Origin of the sequence: Massilia sp. AB1, from assembly GCF_018119385.1 — a bacterium.
In the GTDB taxonomy this organism is placed as follows: domain Bacteria; phylum Pseudomonadota; class Gammaproteobacteria; order Burkholderiales; family Burkholderiaceae_D; genus Telluria.
In genome coordinates this window covers 78,791-92,887 of sequence record NZ_JAGKSG010000010.1, presented here as the reverse complement: position 1 = coordinate 92,887, position 14,097 = coordinate 78,791, and the positions used below count along the sequence as shown (strand labels likewise).

Here is a 14,097-nt window from a genome sequence, read left to right as displayed (position 1 = left end):
CGACATATCCGTCTTGATATACGCAACGATGTCCAGCCTGCCCCAGCACCTCGACCTGCACCTGATCCGCATCCTGTATCTGTTGCTGATAGAAAAGAACGTGTCGCGCGTCGCGCTCAAGCTGAACCAGCCGCAGCCCTCGATCTCGGCCTCGCTGCGCAAGCTCCGCGAGCTGACCGGCGACCCGCTGCTGGTGCGCGGGGCACGCGGCATGGTGCCCACCCAGCACGGCGAAAGCCTGCTGAACCCGGCCAAGCGCATCCTCGACGAGGCCGAAAGCCTGTTCGTCAAGAAGTCACCCTTCGTGCCCGAGCAGGCGGCCCGCACCTTCCACATCGCCGCGCCCGACTACCTCGACACCCAGTTCCTGCCCAACGTGGTGGCTGCCCTGCGCCGCGGCTCGCCCAACAGCAAGGTGGTAATCCACAGCCTGGGACCGGGCACGGACTACCTGCGCATGCTGTCTGACGGCGACATGGACCTGGTGATCGCCAACTGGGACGAGCCGCCGCCCCACCTGCACATCTCGAAGCTGTTCGAAGACCCGATCATCTGCGCCATGCGCGCCGACAGCCCCTACGCAAAGCGTACGGCCGCCGATGCGATGACGGTCGAGGATTATCTGAGCTTGCCCCATGTCGCCCCGACCCAGATGCTGCCGGGCTACCATGGGGTGATCGATGCCTTCCTGGAGCGCCAGGGCATGCAGCGCAAGGTCGCGGTGGAGTCGCCCTACTTCGGCGTGATTCCCTATATGCTGACCCAGAGCGACCTGGTGCTGACGACCGGGCGCCAGTTCATCCGCTTCTATGAAAAGACGCTGCCGCTGAAGAGCTTTACGGTGCCGATCAAGTTCCCGCCGATGCGCTTCTACCAGCTCTGGCACCAGCGCGTGCACCAGTCGTCCGAGCACAAGTGGCTGCGCGACCAGGTCAGTAGCGCGGCCAAGGCCCTGGTGCCAAAATAAGGGGTATGCGGTACGGCATATGAAAGGCGCGACTTGCAGGATTTATCATCCAATGCTCGAACGACGGACGGCCATGACCACACTCACCGAACTCAATGCCTGCGACGCGCCCGCCTTTGTCGAGCGCCTGCGCGGCATCTACGAACACTCCCCCTGGATCGCCGAACGGGCGGCCGCGCAGCGGCCCTTCGCCAACTTGGCCGCGCTCAAGCTGGCGCTGCAGGCCGTGGTCGACACGGCCGGCGAAGAGGCCCAGCTCGCCCTGCTGCGCGCCCACCCCGAGCTGGCCGGCAAGACCGCCATCGCCGGGGAACTGACGGCGGAATCGACCAGCGAGCAGGCCAGCTCGGGCCTGAACCGCTGCACGCCGGAGGAATACACGGCGCTGCAGGACCTCAACGCCCAGTACAACAGCAAGTTCGGTTTTCCCTTCATCCTCGCGGTCAAGGGACCCACAGGACGCGGCTTGAGCCGGCGCGCGGTGATCGACACCTTCGCGCGGCGCCTCAAGAACCAGCGTGACGACGAGCTGCGCGAATGCCTGCGCCAGGTGCACCGCATCGCTGAAATCCGCCTCAACGAACTGCTCGGCGTCACGCTCGCCTTCGGCCCGCAGGTGATGGAATGGGCCGAGCAGCTGGGCGCCATCAGCGACAGCGAATCGAACCTGACCTGCGCCTACATGACGCCGGCCCACCAAGCCACCGCCGCGCAGATCGCGGACTGGATGCGCGAGGCAGGCATGGAAGTCCACATCGACGCCGTCGGTAACGTGGTGGGCCGCTACACCGCCGCGCAGGGCGATGCCAAAACCCTCATCACCGGCTCCCACTACGACACCGTGCGCAACGGCGGCAAGTACGACGGCCGGCTCGGCATCCTGCTGCCCATCGCCCTGGTGCGCCACCTGAACGAACGCGGCGAGCGCCTGCCCTTCCACCTGGAAGTGATCGGTTTCGCCGAAGAGGAAGGCGTGCGTTTCCGCAGCACCTTCCTGGGCAGCAGCGCGGTCACGGGCAGTTTCGACATGGCCTTGCTGGACCAGGAGGATGCGGAAGGCATCACCATGCGCGAGGCCCTGGCGGCCGCCGGCCACGATCCGGCGTCCATTCCCGCCATCGCGCGCGATCCGGCTTCCCTGCTCGGCTTCGTCGAGGTCCACATCGAACAGGGGCCGGTGCTGCTGCAGCACGGGCTGCCGCTGGGCGTGGTGACGGCGATCGCCGGCAGCTCACGCTACCTGGTGGAACTGGCGGGGGTATCCAGCCATGCCGGGACCACCCCGATGGGCATGCGGCGCGACGCAGCCGCCGCCGCAGCTGAAATCGTGCTGCTGGTCGAGCAGCGCTGCGGCAACCGCGGCGCCCTGGTCGGCACGGTCGGCCAGTTGGAGGTGCCCTCCGGCTCGGTGAACGTGGTGCCGGGCGCCTGCCGCCTGTCGCTCGACATCCGCGCCGCCGACGACGCCCAGCGCCTGGCGGCGGTGGACGACATCCTGGCCGGCATCAGCGCCATCTGCGCCCGCCGCGGCATCGAGGAAAAGCTGTGGAAGCTGGTGGAAGCCGAAGCCGTGCCCTGCGCCCCGCGCCTGATGGACAGGCTGGGCGAAGCGGTCGAACGCGCCGGCCTGCCGCGCTTCGACCTGCCCTCCGGCGCCGGCCACGATGCGATGCGCATGGCCGCGATCACGGAGGTGGCGATGCTGTTCACACGCTGCGGCAACGGCGGCATCAGCCATAATCCGCTGGAGACCATGACGGCGGACGACGCCGAGATCGCGGGCCAGGTGCTGCTGGACTTCCTGCGCAACCTGGGCTGAACCCTTCACCTATTCGACAGGACCATTCATGAGCTACGATCCCCAGAACCCGTTCGGCAAGATCCTGCGCGGCGAACTGCCATGCGTGAAAGTCTATGAAGACGACATGACCCTCGCGATCATGGACATCATGCCGCAGGCCGAAGGCCATGTGCTGGTGCTGCCGAAGGAAGGCGCCGCCGAGATCTTCGAGCTGTCCGAAGCAAGCGCCGTGGCCTGCATCCGCACCACCCAGAGGGTGGCGAAGGCGGTCAAAACTGCGCTGCAGCCGCCGGGCGTCCTGATCGCCCAGTTCAACGGCCGCGCGGCCGGCCAGACCGTGCCGCACGTGCACTTCCACATCGTCCCGCGCACCGAAGCGACGCCGCTCAGGCCGCACGCGGCCGAGCAGGCGGACCCGGACCAGCTGCGTGCGCTGGCCGCGCGGATTGCCGCCGCCCTGCCAGGCTGAGGATTTTGCAACCGGCTCCAGCTCAGCGCAGGTCGCCGGTTTCGAAGTAGACGGTGCCGACCACCGGCGCCAGCCGGCCCAGCACCGCTTCGGGATTGGACAAGTCCGGCTTGCCGACCCTGAGCGGCCCCGGCGCGGGCGCAGCCAGCTTCACGATGTGGTCGTAGTCGGGCCGGCTGTCCAGGCGCTTGAACAGGTACTTCCCCGCCGGCAGATACTCGGCCTCGGCACGCTGCCGCATGGCCGGGTCGAGCCGCTTGAAGTAGACGACCTTGTCGACGACGAACTGCACCCGTGCGAGCTGGCGCTGTCCACCACGCTCGAAGTGGCCGCTGTAGACGTCGGCCCCGAAGGCGCGCAGCGGCGACGTGCTGGCGGGATCGAGGCGCGAGAGTTCGAAGTGTTCGGGGTCGATGGTCCACAGGGCAGTCGTGCCCTGCATGCGGGCGCGCAGTTCGCTGTCCTGCCGCGGGTCGGCCAGGCGTACCTGCAGCACGGCCTGGACATCGTGCGGCGCGCGGAACAGGGGCAGGTGCGAGGCGTACAGCCCGTCCTTGTCCCCGAACAGGGCCATGCCGTGCGAGCCATAGCTGGCGTCGTGCGCCATCGCTGGAAGTGCGGCAGCCAGGCCGGCCAGCAGCAGACCGCGTCTAAGTAGATTCACCATGCTTGTTCCTTGATCGAATGTCGGGCATAGTACGCCGGACTTCGTTTCCAGTGAAGCAACCAATTTTCACTCTTCGTGTCCCAACAGGAAACATGAACCTCCCCGACCTGCGCGTCTTCACTGTCGTCGCGCGCCACGATTCGCTGAATGCGGCCGCCGAAGAGCTGCACTTGACGCCGTCCGCCATTTCCAAGGCCCTCAGGCGCCTCGAAGAAGAACTCGGCCTGCCGCTGTTCGACCGCAGCACACGCCAGCTGGTCCTGAACGAGCGCGGCGCCATGCTGCTGGGCCGGGCGCGTACCCTGCTCGATCTCGCCGAGCAGGCGCGCCTCGACGTGCAGGGTGAACGGGCGGAGATGGATTGCCGCATCGGCGGCCCGGCCGTGCTGCTGTGGCGCCATGGCGAAGGCCTGGCGGAGGGCTTGCAGTCCTACACCGGCGCACGCCTGCATCTGCGGCCCCTGTTCGAAGGCGAGGCGCTGGCCGCCCTGGCGCGCGGCGATCTGCACGCGGCCCTGGTCACGCAGGAGGCATTGGACAGCCCGCACTGGTCGCCCGAGTGGGATGCGACCGACCTGGGCGAGCTGGCCCTGAACGTGATCGCCGCCAGCAGGCACCCGCTGGCACGCAAGGGCCGCAAGCCGGTGCAGGCTGTGGACGTACTGGAATACCCTTTCGCCTCGCCGGCGCGCTCGCTGTTCTGCGGCGTCGCCCGCGGCAGCCGCTCGGACGGATGGCGCGACGACCTGCTGCCGCGCACCATCCGCTACTGGGCCGACGACCTGCAGGTGCTGCTCGGCTTCGTGCGCGAAGGCCGGGCCTTGGCCTACCTGCCCGATTTCGCCGCCGGCGAACACGGCCTGGTCGGCATCCGCGTGGTCGACCTGGGCTTTTCGTCGACCGAGCAGGTGCGGCTGGTGTGGAACCCGCTGCGCGCGCCCCGCTGGCTGCGCGAACTGGCCGCTAGCCTCGGGAACCAGAGCGCATCATGACGCCGTAGACAACGGCGGCAATCGCCACGCCGACGAACCAGGCGTAGGTGTAGATGGTCTTGAAGGCCTCGCCCACGTCCGGGAAGGCGCTCGGGAAGGCCGCGTTGAGGAAGCCCGGGATATTCGGCAGCACGCCCAGCACGAAGGCCGCGATGGCCGCCATGTTCCAACCGTTCTTGTACGAGTAGATGCCGTCGTGGCGGTACATCTGCTCCACGTCCAGCCGCGTCTTGCGCACCAGGTAGTAGTCGACCATCAGCACGCCCGCGATCGGGCCGAGCAGGGCCGAGTAGCCGACCAGCCAGGTGAAGATGTAGTTCTGGGTGGTCTCCAGGATCTTCCAGGGCATCATTACCAGCGCCAGCCCGGCCGTGAGGTAGCCGCCGGTACGGTAGCTGATGCGGCGCGGCGCCAGCGCGGAAAAGTCGTAGGCCGGGCCGACCAGGTTGGCCGCCAGGTTCACGCTGACGGTGTCGATCAGCAGCACGATCAGCGCCACCAGCACCGCGATGCCGGTCATGCGCGCCGCCAGGTCGACCGGGTCCCACAGCGCCTTGCCGTACAGGACCACGGTGGCCGAGGTGACGATCACCGCCAGCGCGGCCAGCAGTCCCATGGGCACCGGCAGGCCGACCGTCTGGCCCACCACCTGGTCGCGCTGCGACTTGGCGAAGCGGGTGAAGTCGGGGATGTTCAGCGCCAGGGTGGCCCAGAAGCCGATCATGGCCGTCAGCGAGGGCCAGAAGGTGGTCCAGAACTGCCCTTCCTTCGGGCCGCCCGCGACGAACTGCGAGGGCTTTTCCAGCAGCGGACCGAAGCCGCCCGCCTTGTCGTAGACCCACCAGAGCAGCACGAAGCAGATCGCGATCTTGAGCGGCGCGGTCCAGGTCTCGAGCTTGCGGATCGAGTCCATGCCGTGCACGATGAAATACAGCTGGATCGCCCAGAAGGCCAGGAAGCACAGCAACTGGGCAAGATTGATCCCGAGGCCGGCGATCGCTTCGCCGCCGATCGGCGCGCCGTTCATCACGCCCAGCAGCGTATAGATCATGCTGCCGCCGAACCAGGTCTGGATGCCGTACCAGCCGCAGGCGACGATGGCGCGCATCAGCGCCGGCAGCTTGGCGCCGCTGGTACCGAAGGAGGTGCGGGCCAGCACCGCATAGGGAATCCCGTACTTGGCGCCCGCATGCCCGATCAGCAGCATCGGCACCAGCACGATGGCGTTCGCCAGGAAGACCGTCAGCACCGCCTGCCAGGCCGACATGCCCGCCTCCACCAGGCTGGCCGACAGCGTGTAGGCCGGAATGCACATCACCATGCCGACCCACAATGCGGCGAAGTGGTACCAGCGCCAGGTGCGCTGGTGCGCGCCGGTGGGCGCAAGGTCCTCGTTCCAGAGGTCGTTGTGGGTGGATGGGCTGGTCACGGGCGGCTCTCCTTGTTGGTTTGCGCGCGAGTGTAGCGCAATCGAGCCCCGCGTGACGAACGCCGCCCTAGGACTGCAGGTCGGCGTGAATGGTCTGCGCGGCCAGCGCGCCATGGCGCAGGGCCAGGGCGATGCCATGTCCCGGCGCCACGCAATCGCCGCCGGCGTAGACGCCCGGCAGCGCGGTGCGCATGAAGGGATCGACGCGCACCCTGTCGCCCTCCTGCGACAGGCGGCAGGCGCTCTCGTCGCGCTGGCAGGCGTCATCGCTGGCGCGGCCCACCGCCTTGAACACGGCATGGGCGGCGATCTCGGTGAAGCCGCCGGTGTCGACCAGGCGGCCGTCGAGCAGGCGGGTCTGCTCGAAGCGCACCGCCTGCACGCCGCCGCGCTCGTCGCGCAGCACCTCGAGCGGCGAGGCCCAGGCGCGCAGGCGCACGTAGCTGGCGCGCGCCGTCTGTTCTTCGTAGCCGTCCGCTTCCAGGCCGTGGCGGTAGACCAGGGTCACGTCCTGGGTCCCGAGGCGCTTGAGGCGCGCGGCCATCTCGACCGCGCCGCGCGCCGCGCCGATCACGATCGCGCGGTGCGGCACCGGCAGCGCCAGCAGGTCTTCGGTGGAGTGCACCGCCGCCAGGTGCTTGCCGGCGTCGACCAGGCCGGGGGCCTCGGCGCCGGTCAGCTCCAGCACGCGTCCCGAGGCCAGGCCCACGCCCAGGAAGACGGCGTCGTGCGACAGGTGCAGCGCCGACAGCTCGCGGTGCTGGCCCAGCTTGCAGCCGTACTCGATCCGCACCCGCCCGAGGGCGGCCAGGCGCTCGAGTTCCTGCTGCGCCCCCTCCTCCTCCAGCATCAGGACCGGCGCCGACTGCATGCGCTCGTACGAACGCGCTTCGAACACGGTGACGGCATTGCCCAGCATGGCCAGGCGATGGGCGCAGGCCATGCCTGCCGGTCCGGCGCCGACCACGGCGATGTGCTTTCCGGTGAAGGATGCCGGTGCGCGCGGCAGGACAGGCGCCGCCACGGTAACTGCTGACTCGACGCAGTGTGCTTTCATATGCCACTCTCTTATAGTTGTATTGGACATCGCGGCTGCTTCCGTTAGAGCAGCCGTTTCGCATCCTTCGGGCGGGATGCGGCGCCACCGAAGCTGCCGGTCGTCTAAGTCATTTGCGGGAACGCGAACTGCGGTCCGGAACTGGCGCTGTCCGGCCAGCGCTGCATCACGGCCTTGTGGCGCGTGTAGAAGCGCACGCCTTCAGGGCCGTAGGTGTGGTGGTCACCGAACAGGCTGCGCTTCCAGCCGCCGAAGCTGTTGAAGGCCATCGGCACCGGCAGCGGCACGTTCACGCCCACCATGCCGACTTCGATCTGGCGCACGAACTCGCGCGCCACGCCGCCGTCGCGGGTGAAGATGGCCACCCCGTTGCCGTATTCGTTGGCGTTGATGAGTTTCACGGCGCTGCCCACGTCCGGCAGGCGCACCACGCACAGCACCGGGCCGAAGATCTCTTCCTTGTAGATCGTCATCTCGGGCTTCACGTGGTCGAACAGGGTGCCGCCCACGAAGAAGCCGTTCTCGCAGCCCGCCACCGTGTGTCCACGGCCGTCCACCACCAGCGTGGCGCCCTGCTCCACGCCCTGGCCGATCAGGCGCTCGATGCGCTCCTTGGCGGCCCTGGTGATCACCGGTCCCATCTCGGCGCCGTCCTGCATGCCGTCGCCGATCTTGAGCGTTGCCGTGCGTTCGGCCAGCGCCGCCACCAGGCGGTCGCCCGCGTCGCCGATGGCTACCGCGACCGAGATCGCCATGCAGCGCTCGCCGGCGGAACCGTAGGCGGCGCCGACCAGGGCGTCGACCGCCATCTCCATGTCGGCGTCGGGCATGACGACCATGTGGTTCTTGGCGCCGCCCAGGGCCTGCACGCGCTTGCCGTTTGCCGAGCCGCGTGCGTAGATGTACTCGGCGATCGGGGTCGAACCGACGAAGCTGATCGCTTCCACCCCGGGATGGTCGAGCAGCGCATCGACCGCCACCTTATCGCCCTGGATCACGTTGAACACGCCATCCGGCAGGCCTGCTTCCTTCAGCAGGCGCGCATGCAGCAGCGAAGCCGAGGGATCGCGCTCGGAGGGTTTCAGCACGAAGGTATTGCCGCAGGCGATGGCGACCGGGAACATCCACATCGGCACCATCACCGGGAAGTTGAAGGGCGTGATGCCGGCCACCACGCCCAGCGGCTGGCGCATCGACCAGGCGTCGATGCCGCGCGCCACCTGGTCGGTGAACTCGCCCTTGAGCAGCTGGGGAATGCCGACCGCGAACTCCACCACCTCGATGCCGCGCGCCACCTCGCCCTTCGCATCGGGCAAGGTCTTGCCGTGCTCGCGCGTGACGATGGCCGCGAATTCGTCGGCATGCTGGCGGCACAGCTGCAGGTAGTTGAACAGCACCCGCGCCCGCTGCAGCGGCGGCGTGGCGGCCCAGGCCGGGAAGGCGCCGGCGGCGGCGGCCACCGCCGCGTCCACGTCCTGCTGGTCGGCCAGCGCCACGCGCGCGCAGGGCTCGCCGCGCGCCGGGTTGTAGACGTCGGCGTGGCGCGCGCCGGGGCGCTCCGCCAGTTGTCCGCCGATGTAATGGGAAATCAGGGTGTCGCTCATGCTTCGCTCGGCTCAGTCAAGGTTTTTCAGGAGGGTCGCCAGCTTGCCGAACAGTTCGTCGACGTGCTGCCGTTCCAGGATCAGGGGCGGCGACAGCGCGATGATGTCGCCCGTGGTGCGGATCAGGATGCCGTCCGCAAAGGCTTTCTTGAGGGCGCTGTAGGCGCGCGCGCCCGGCTTGCCCGATATCGGCTCAAGTTCAATGGCGCCCACCACGCCGACCGAGCGCAGGTCGATCACGTGCGGCAGGCCGCGCAGCGAATGCAGGGCGTCCTCGAAATAGGGCTGGATCTGCTTGGCGTTCTCCATGACGCCCTGCTCGCGGAACACGCGCAGGGTGGCCTGGGCCGCGGCGCAGGCCAGCGGGTGGCCCGAGTAGGTATAGCCGTGGAACAGTTCGATGCCCGGCGGCGCGTCCATGAAGGCGTCGTGGATGTGGCGCCTGGAGAACACCGCCCCCATCGGCACGGCGCCGTTGGTGATGCCCTTGGCGACCGTCATCAGGTCCGGCTCGACCCCGAAGTAGTCGGCCGCGAAGGGCGTGGCCAGGCGCCCGAAGCCGGTGATGACTTCGTCGAAGATCAGGAGGATGCCGTGCTTGTCGCAGATGTCGCGCAGGCGCTTCAGGTAGCCTTTCGGCGGCACCAGCACGCCGGTGGAACCGGATACCGGTTCGATGATGACGGCGGCGATGGTGGACGCGTCGTGCAGCGCCACCAGGCGTTCCAGCTCGTCGGCCAGTTCCGCGCCGAAGTCCGGCTCGCCGCGCGAGAACGCGTTCTTGAGCAGGTTGTGGGTGTGCGGCAGGTGGTCCGCGCCCGGCAGCAGCGGGCCGAACTGCTTGCGGTTGGGGCCGATGCCGCCCACGGTCAGCCCGCCGAAACCGACGCCATGGTAGCCGCGCTCGCGCCCGATCAGGCGGGTGCGCCCGCCCTCCCCGCGCGCCTTGTGGTAAGCCAGCGCCATCTTGAGGGCCGTATCCACGGCTTCCGAGCCCGAGCTGGTGTAGAACACGTGGCCGAACTTGTGGCCGCTGAATTCCATCAGCTGCTCGGCCAGCTCGAAGGCGGCCGGGTGGCCCATCTGGAAGGTCGGGGCGAAGTCGAGCTGGCCGGCCATGGTGGCGATCGCCTCGACGATCCGGGGCTGGGCATGACCGCAGGGCACGCACCACAGTCCCGCGGTGCCGTCCAGGATGCGATTGCCGTCCACATCGCGGTAATACATGCCTTCGGCCGAGACCAGCAGGCGCGGATCGTTCTTGTAATCGCGATTATTGGTAAAAGGCATCCAAAAGGACGCTAGCGAGCTGGGTCTCGACTCGTTCATTGCGCTTCTCCTTGGCATCGCGGCAACGGGGGCTTGATGGGCCCATGCGATGAGCGGTGATAAAGTGTGAACAAGTTTGGTCATCCTTGCAATCGGAACACGACCATATTGATTAGTATCAATCGGTGATATCGATAGCATGTTGTTATGCATCACCATGAGCGGCGCGCCGACTTTTGGCGCCAGGAATGGTATGCTTGCGGTTAAAACATTGACAATACTGAGACATGTCGACCTATTCCACTCCCGTCCTCACGACCCAACGTCTGGTGCTGCGCCCGCTGACCCACCAGGATGCGCCCGCCCTGTTCGCCGTCTTTTCCGACCCCGCCGTGGTGCGCTACTGGAGCGCCGACCCGTGGACCGACATTTCCTTCGCCGAGACCGCGATCGCGCGCGCGATGGAGAGCTACCGCGACGAAACCGACATCCGCTTCGCCATCGAACTGGCGGAGACGGGTGAGCTGATCGGCACGGTCAACCTGCACCACTTCTTCAACCAGAACAACCGCTGCGAGCTCGGTTACGCGCTGGGCAGCCCGCACTGGGGCAAGGGCTACGCCACCGAGGCGATCGCCGCCGCGCTCGAGCATGGCTTCCACGCCGCCAAGCTGAACCGGGTGGAGGCCGACATCGATCCGCGCAACAGCGCCTCGGCCAAGGTGCTGGAAAAGCTGGGCTTCCGCAAGGAAGGCTATATGCCGCAGCGCTGGCTGGTGCACGGCCAGTACGCCGACACGGTGAACTACGGACTCCTGCGCAGCTACTGGGAGGAGCGCAGCGCGGGCGGAGGCGCTGCGTGAACCCGAAAGCCATTGCGGGTGTGACTGCCCTGCTGGCCCTGCTGGGTGTCCAGCAGTCGGTAGCCGCCCAGGCCACGGTGCCGGTATGGCGCGAGCTGGTCATTTATCCGGCCGACGGCGCCTATCCCGCCGAGCTGGCGCGGCGCGGCGTGCAGGGCGAAGCCCTGGTCGAAGTCTCACTGGACGGGCAAGGCCGGCGCATGGCGCGGGTGCGTTCCTCGTCGCGTTCGGCCGAGCTGGACACCCTGGCCGCCCGCATCGCCGAACGCAGCGACGCCGCCACCCCGGTCGCGGGTGTGCGCACCGGGCTGGTGAAGGTCCTGTTCCGCAAGGACCACGCATCGACGGTCGCCGGCAAGACCTGCGCCGATTTCAATGTCGACGCGGCCTACCAGGCCGCCACCTTCCCGGAACGCGACGTGCGCGGCATGCCGGTGATGGTGGAGTCGATCGGCAAGCTCATCTACACCCTGCACCGCGAGACCCAGAGCAAGAGCTTCCCCGGTATGGGGCCGGTGCTGGACGCCACCGTGGCGGCCTGCGCACGCACGCCCGAGGCAGGCATGCTGGATGTGATGCGGCGCGAGGCGCTCAAGTTGCTGGAGTAGTAATTCGGCTAACTAACCGTTATCAGCGCTACAACCGTGCAGTTCGCGGCCTATTTTCCAGCACTCCCGCTTATCCGCCCTCCCGACCGTTAATCCCGGCATTTGCGCACTTCATCGGATGATGCTGGCGATCACTCCTGTGCGGGCCTACAGTAAAGCCATTCGCACACTGAAAGGAATGCACCGCATGAAAACCACCACCCGCTTCCAGTCCTTCGTCACCGACGTCAAAGTCGCAGGCCGCGGCTTCGCACGCGCCGTGAACGCCGGCAGCCGCACCCTGGCCGCGCAATCGTGGCCGGTCCTGCTCGTTGCCGCCATCGTGCTGGCTTGTATCTTGACCATCATTCCGCTGGCCGTGACCCTGTTCATCGCCTTCCTGGTGTTCAAGTACGTGGCCAACGCCATCTTCGACCGCCGTCCGCGCCCGGTCGCCCATCGCGACGTGGAGTAAATCATGGCCGCCACCCAGATCAACCGCGCCGTGGACTTCGTGCGCGACGCCGTCAGCGAGGCCAGCGCCCTGTGGTGGCGCTTCTTCGACTGGCTGGCCATGGTCGAGTGGCGCCAGCTCTACCTGATCTGGTTCCTCGTCCTGGCCTTCGGCGTCTTCTTCCGCCTGAACGAAGCAGCCGTGTGGTTCGTCGTCATCTCGCTGGCCGTCAAGGTGCTGGCCGGCGGCAAGCGGCGCGCCGAGCTGATGGCCAAGGAAGCCTCGGACAAGGCCAACGTCGCCACCCTGGAACGCCGCCTGATGGAAGCCAAGATGGCGGCGCTCCAGGCCCAGGTCGAGCCGCACTTCCTGTTCAACACCCTGGCCCTGATCGGCCAGCTGATCGAGACCGATCAGAAGGAAGCGGCGCGGGTGCACGCCCACCTGGTCGAGTACCTGCGTTCTTCGCTGCCGCAGATGCGCGCCGGCACCGGCGCCACCCTGGGCAAGCAGGTCGAACTGTCGCGTGCCTATCTGGCCATCATGCAGGCCAGGATGAAGGAGAGGCTCATGGTGCGCTGGGAAGTTCCCGATTTCCTGGGCAGCTCGCCCTTCCCGCCGATGATGCTGCAGACCCTGATCGAGAATTCGATCAAGCACGGGCTGGAGCCCAAGGTGGCGGGCGGCACCATCGTGATCCGCGCCCACGTGGTCGGCGCCATCCTGCACGTGGACGTGTGCGACGACGGCGTCGGCATCGACATGCATGCTCCCGAAGGCGTGGGCCTGGCCAACATCCGCGAACGCCTGGCGCTGCTATACGGCGCCCAGGCCGAGCTGGTGATCGAGACCCCCTTGGGCGGCGGCGCCTGCGCCTCGATCCGCCTGCCCTACAAGATGACGGAGGAAGGATGAGTCCAGCCGCGCCGACTGCACTGATCGCGGACGACGAGGCGCCGATGCGCGAACAGCTGCGCATGCGCCTGCAGGAAGCATGGCCCGAACTGCGCATCGTCGCGGAAGCGGCCAATGGCATGGAAGCGGTGGCGATGGCCGAGGTGCAGCAGCCGGACATCGTCTTCCTCGACATCCGCATGCCGGGCATGGGGGGCATCGACGCCGCCAAACAGCTCTACAGCCATTGCCATATCGTGTTCGTCACCGCCTACGACCAGTATGCGGTGGACGCCTTCGAGCAGGGGGCGATCGATTACCTGCTCAAGCCGGTGACGACGGAACGGCTGGCGACCACGCGCGCGCGGCTCGGCAAGCGGCTGGCCCGGCCGCCGCAGGACATCGGCGCCCAGCTGGCGCAACTGAGCGGCTTGCTGCGCGATGGCGCTGGCGCACCGCGTCCGAACTACCTGCGCTGGATCCAGGCCCAGGTGGGCAACAGCCTGCGCATGATCAGCACGCGCGAAGTGCTGTTCTTCCAGTCCGAGGACAAGTACACACGGGTGCAGACACTCACGGCCGAGCTGCTGATCCGCAAGACGCTCAAGGAGCTGGCGGATGAACTCGATCCGGATGAGTTCTGGCGGATTCACCGCTCGACCCTGGTGCGGGTCGATGCGATCAGCGAAGTCTCGCGCGACTTGCGGGGAAGGCAAATGCTGCGCCTGCGTAACTGGGCGGGAGAGCTGGAGGTGAGCCGCAACCACACCTATCTCTTCCAGCAGATGTAATCCGCAGCGCTCTCTGGAAAAATTTCCGTCCGGCTTTTTCCTACCCCAAACATTAGAAATGGTGCAATGTCAAAGTAGTAAACTTTGCATAAACCGCACAGAATCATCCCATTAGGATGAACTCTTAACAAACTACTTTAAGTGCAAAACCGTGTCTGATAGCATCCCTTTTCTTCTGGAGGGACGCATGAGTGAACACGGCAGGAACGACGCTCGCAAAGACCGGGCAACCGCACAAATCGTGGACGCGGGG

Annotated in this window: 14 protein-coding genes; 9 read left to right on the top strand and 5 right to left on the bottom strand. The window is 67.2% G+C overall.

What is annotated here, in order from left to right:
- Nucleotides 1-28 precede the first annotated feature (28 nt).
- The 3 genes from J8847_RS08535 (at nucleotide 29) to J8847_RS08525 (ending at nucleotide 3,237) form a co-directional block, all read left to right on the top strand.
- Nucleotides 29-967 carry a LysR substrate-binding domain-containing protein gene (locus J8847_RS08535; protein ID WP_211524264.1) on the top strand — a complete coding sequence of 313 codons (939 nt, stop codon included), beginning with the start codon at nucleotides 29-31 and terminating at the stop codon, nucleotides 965-967.
- A gap of 73 nt (nucleotides 968-1,040) precedes the next feature.
- The gene (locus tag J8847_RS08530) at nucleotides 1,041-2,786 is read left to right on the top strand and encodes an allantoate amidohydrolase (protein ID WP_211524263.1); all 1,746 of its coding nucleotides are present in this window, start codon (nucleotides 1,041-1,043) and stop codon (nucleotides 2,784-2,786) included.
- A 28-nt stretch (nucleotides 2,787-2,814) separates the two neighbouring features.
- On the top strand, nucleotides 2,815-3,237 hold the full coding sequence (locus tag J8847_RS08525; RefSeq protein WP_211524262.1) for an HIT family protein: 423 nt from the start codon (nucleotides 2,815-2,817) through the stop codon (nucleotides 3,235-3,237).
- Between the two features lie 22 nt (nucleotides 3,238-3,259).
- Here the strand turns inward: J8847_RS08525 and J8847_RS08520 are convergent, their stop codons facing one another.
- A complete protein-coding gene (locus J8847_RS08520) occupies nucleotides 3,260-3,904 on the bottom strand; it encodes a hypothetical protein (protein ID WP_211524261.1) in 645 nt (214 codons plus the stop codon).
- 92 nt (nucleotides 3,905-3,996) lie between these two features.
- On the opposite strand from J8847_RS08520, the gene J8847_RS08515 reads away from it, so the two are divergent.
- On the top strand, nucleotides 3,997-4,896 hold the full coding sequence (locus J8847_RS08515; RefSeq protein WP_211524260.1) for a LysR family transcriptional regulator: 900 nt from the start codon (nucleotides 3,997-3,999) through the stop codon (nucleotides 4,894-4,896).
- On the opposite strand, the gene J8847_RS08510 is transcribed toward J8847_RS08515, so the two are convergent.
- The 4 genes from J8847_RS08510 to J8847_RS08495 all read right to left on the bottom strand — a co-directional run bounded on the left by J8847_RS08510 (nucleotide 4,868) and on the right by J8847_RS08495 (nucleotide 10,315).
- Nucleotides 4,868-6,325 carry an NCS1 family nucleobase:cation symporter-1 gene (locus tag J8847_RS08510; protein ID WP_211524259.1) on the bottom strand — a complete coding sequence of 486 codons (1,458 nt, stop codon included), beginning with the start codon at nucleotides 6,323-6,325 and terminating at the stop codon, nucleotides 4,868-4,870. The genes J8847_RS08515 and J8847_RS08510 overlap by 29 nt on opposite strands.
- A gap of 67 nt (nucleotides 6,326-6,392) precedes the next feature.
- The gene (locus J8847_RS08505; RefSeq protein WP_211524258.1) at nucleotides 6,393-7,382 is read right to left on the bottom strand and encodes an FAD-dependent oxidoreductase; all 990 of its coding nucleotides are present in this window, start codon (nucleotides 7,380-7,382) and stop codon (nucleotides 6,393-6,395) included.
- A gap of 104 nt (nucleotides 7,383-7,486) precedes the next feature.
- Nucleotides 7,487-8,986, bottom strand: coding sequence for a CoA-acylating methylmalonate-semialdehyde dehydrogenase (locus tag J8847_RS08500; RefSeq protein ID WP_211524257.1), 1,500 nt, complete (start codon nucleotides 8,984-8,986; stop codon nucleotides 7,487-7,489).
- 12 nt (nucleotides 8,987-8,998) lie between these two features.
- Nucleotides 8,999-10,315, bottom strand: coding sequence for an aspartate aminotransferase family protein (locus tag J8847_RS08495; protein ID WP_211524256.1), 1,317 nt, complete (start codon nucleotides 10,313-10,315; stop codon nucleotides 8,999-9,001).
- Between the two features lie 227 nt (nucleotides 10,316-10,542).
- Here J8847_RS08495 and J8847_RS08490 point away from each other — a divergent pair, with 227 nt between their 5' ends.
- The 5 genes from J8847_RS08490 to J8847_RS08470 all read left to right on the top strand — a co-directional run bounded on the left by J8847_RS08490 (nucleotide 10,543) and on the right by J8847_RS08470 (nucleotide 13,844).
- Entirely contained in the window at nucleotides 10,543-11,118 is a 576-nt protein-coding gene (locus J8847_RS08490; RefSeq protein ID WP_211524255.1) for a GNAT family N-acetyltransferase, read from the top strand.
- The gene (locus tag J8847_RS08485; protein ID WP_211524254.1) at nucleotides 11,115-11,726 is read left to right on the top strand and encodes a TonB family protein; all 612 of its coding nucleotides are present in this window, start codon (nucleotides 11,115-11,117) and stop codon (nucleotides 11,724-11,726) included. The genes J8847_RS08490 and J8847_RS08485 overlap by 4 nt, the downstream gene beginning before the upstream one ends.
- Before the next feature lie 187 nt (nucleotides 11,727-11,913).
- Nucleotides 11,914-12,180 carry a hypothetical protein gene (locus J8847_RS08480; protein WP_229512632.1) on the top strand — a complete coding sequence of 89 codons (267 nt, stop codon included), beginning with the start codon at nucleotides 11,914-11,916 and terminating at the stop codon, nucleotides 12,178-12,180.
- Between the two features lie 3 nt (nucleotides 12,181-12,183).
- Complete coding sequence (locus J8847_RS08475; RefSeq protein ID WP_211524253.1) at nucleotides 12,184-13,074, top strand: sensor histidine kinase; 891 nt, start codon at nucleotides 12,184-12,186, stop codon at nucleotides 13,072-13,074.
- A complete protein-coding gene (locus J8847_RS08470) occupies nucleotides 13,071-13,844 on the top strand; it encodes a LytTR family DNA-binding domain-containing protein (RefSeq protein ID WP_211524252.1) in 774 nt (257 codons plus the stop codon). Before J8847_RS08475 ends, J8847_RS08470 begins: the two co-directional genes overlap by 4 nt.
- Nucleotides 13,845-14,097 lie beyond the last annotated feature (253 nt).

Bases quoted from the DNA above. Each gene is read 5' to 3' on its own strand.
- J8847_RS08470 (WP_211524252.1), top strand. From the start codon at position 13,071: ATGAGTCCAGCCGCGCCGACTGCACTGATCGCGGACGACGAGGCGCCG.
- J8847_RS08530 (WP_211524263.1), top strand. From the start codon at position 1,041: ATGACCACACTCACCGAACTCAATGCCTGCGACGCGCCCGCCTTTGTC.
- J8847_RS08480 (WP_229512632.1), top strand. From the start codon at position 11,914: ATGAAAACCACCACCCGCTTCCAGTCCTTCGTCACCGACGTCAAAGTC.
- J8847_RS08495 (WP_211524256.1), bottom strand. From the start codon at position 10,315: ATGAACGAGTCGAGACCCAGCTCGCTAGCGTCCTTTTGGATGCCTTTT.
- J8847_RS08500 (WP_211524257.1), bottom strand. From the start codon at position 8,986: ATGAGCGACACCCTGATTTCCCATTACATCGGCGGACAACTGGCGGAG.
- J8847_RS08535 (WP_211524264.1), top strand. From the start codon at position 29: ATGTCCAGCCTGCCCCAGCACCTCGACCTGCACCTGATCCGCATCCTG.
- J8847_RS08520 (WP_211524261.1), bottom strand. From the start codon at position 3,904: ATGGTGAATCTACTTAGACGCGGTCTGCTGCTGGCCGGCCTGGCTGCC.
- J8847_RS08490 (WP_211524255.1), top strand. From the start codon at position 10,543: ATGTCGACCTATTCCACTCCCGTCCTCACGACCCAACGTCTGGTGCTG.
- J8847_RS08525 (WP_211524262.1), top strand. From the start codon at position 2,815: ATGAGCTACGATCCCCAGAACCCGTTCGGCAAGATCCTGCGCGGCGAA.
- J8847_RS08515 (WP_211524260.1), top strand. From the start codon at position 3,997: ATGAACCTCCCCGACCTGCGCGTCTTCACTGTCGTCGCGCGCCACGAT.
- J8847_RS08475 (WP_211524253.1), top strand. From the start codon at position 12,184: ATGGCCGCCACCCAGATCAACCGCGCCGTGGACTTCGTGCGCGACGCC.
- J8847_RS08505 (WP_211524258.1), bottom strand. From the start codon at position 7,382: ATGAAAGCACACTGCGTCGAGTCAGCAGTTACCGTGGCGGCGCCTGTC.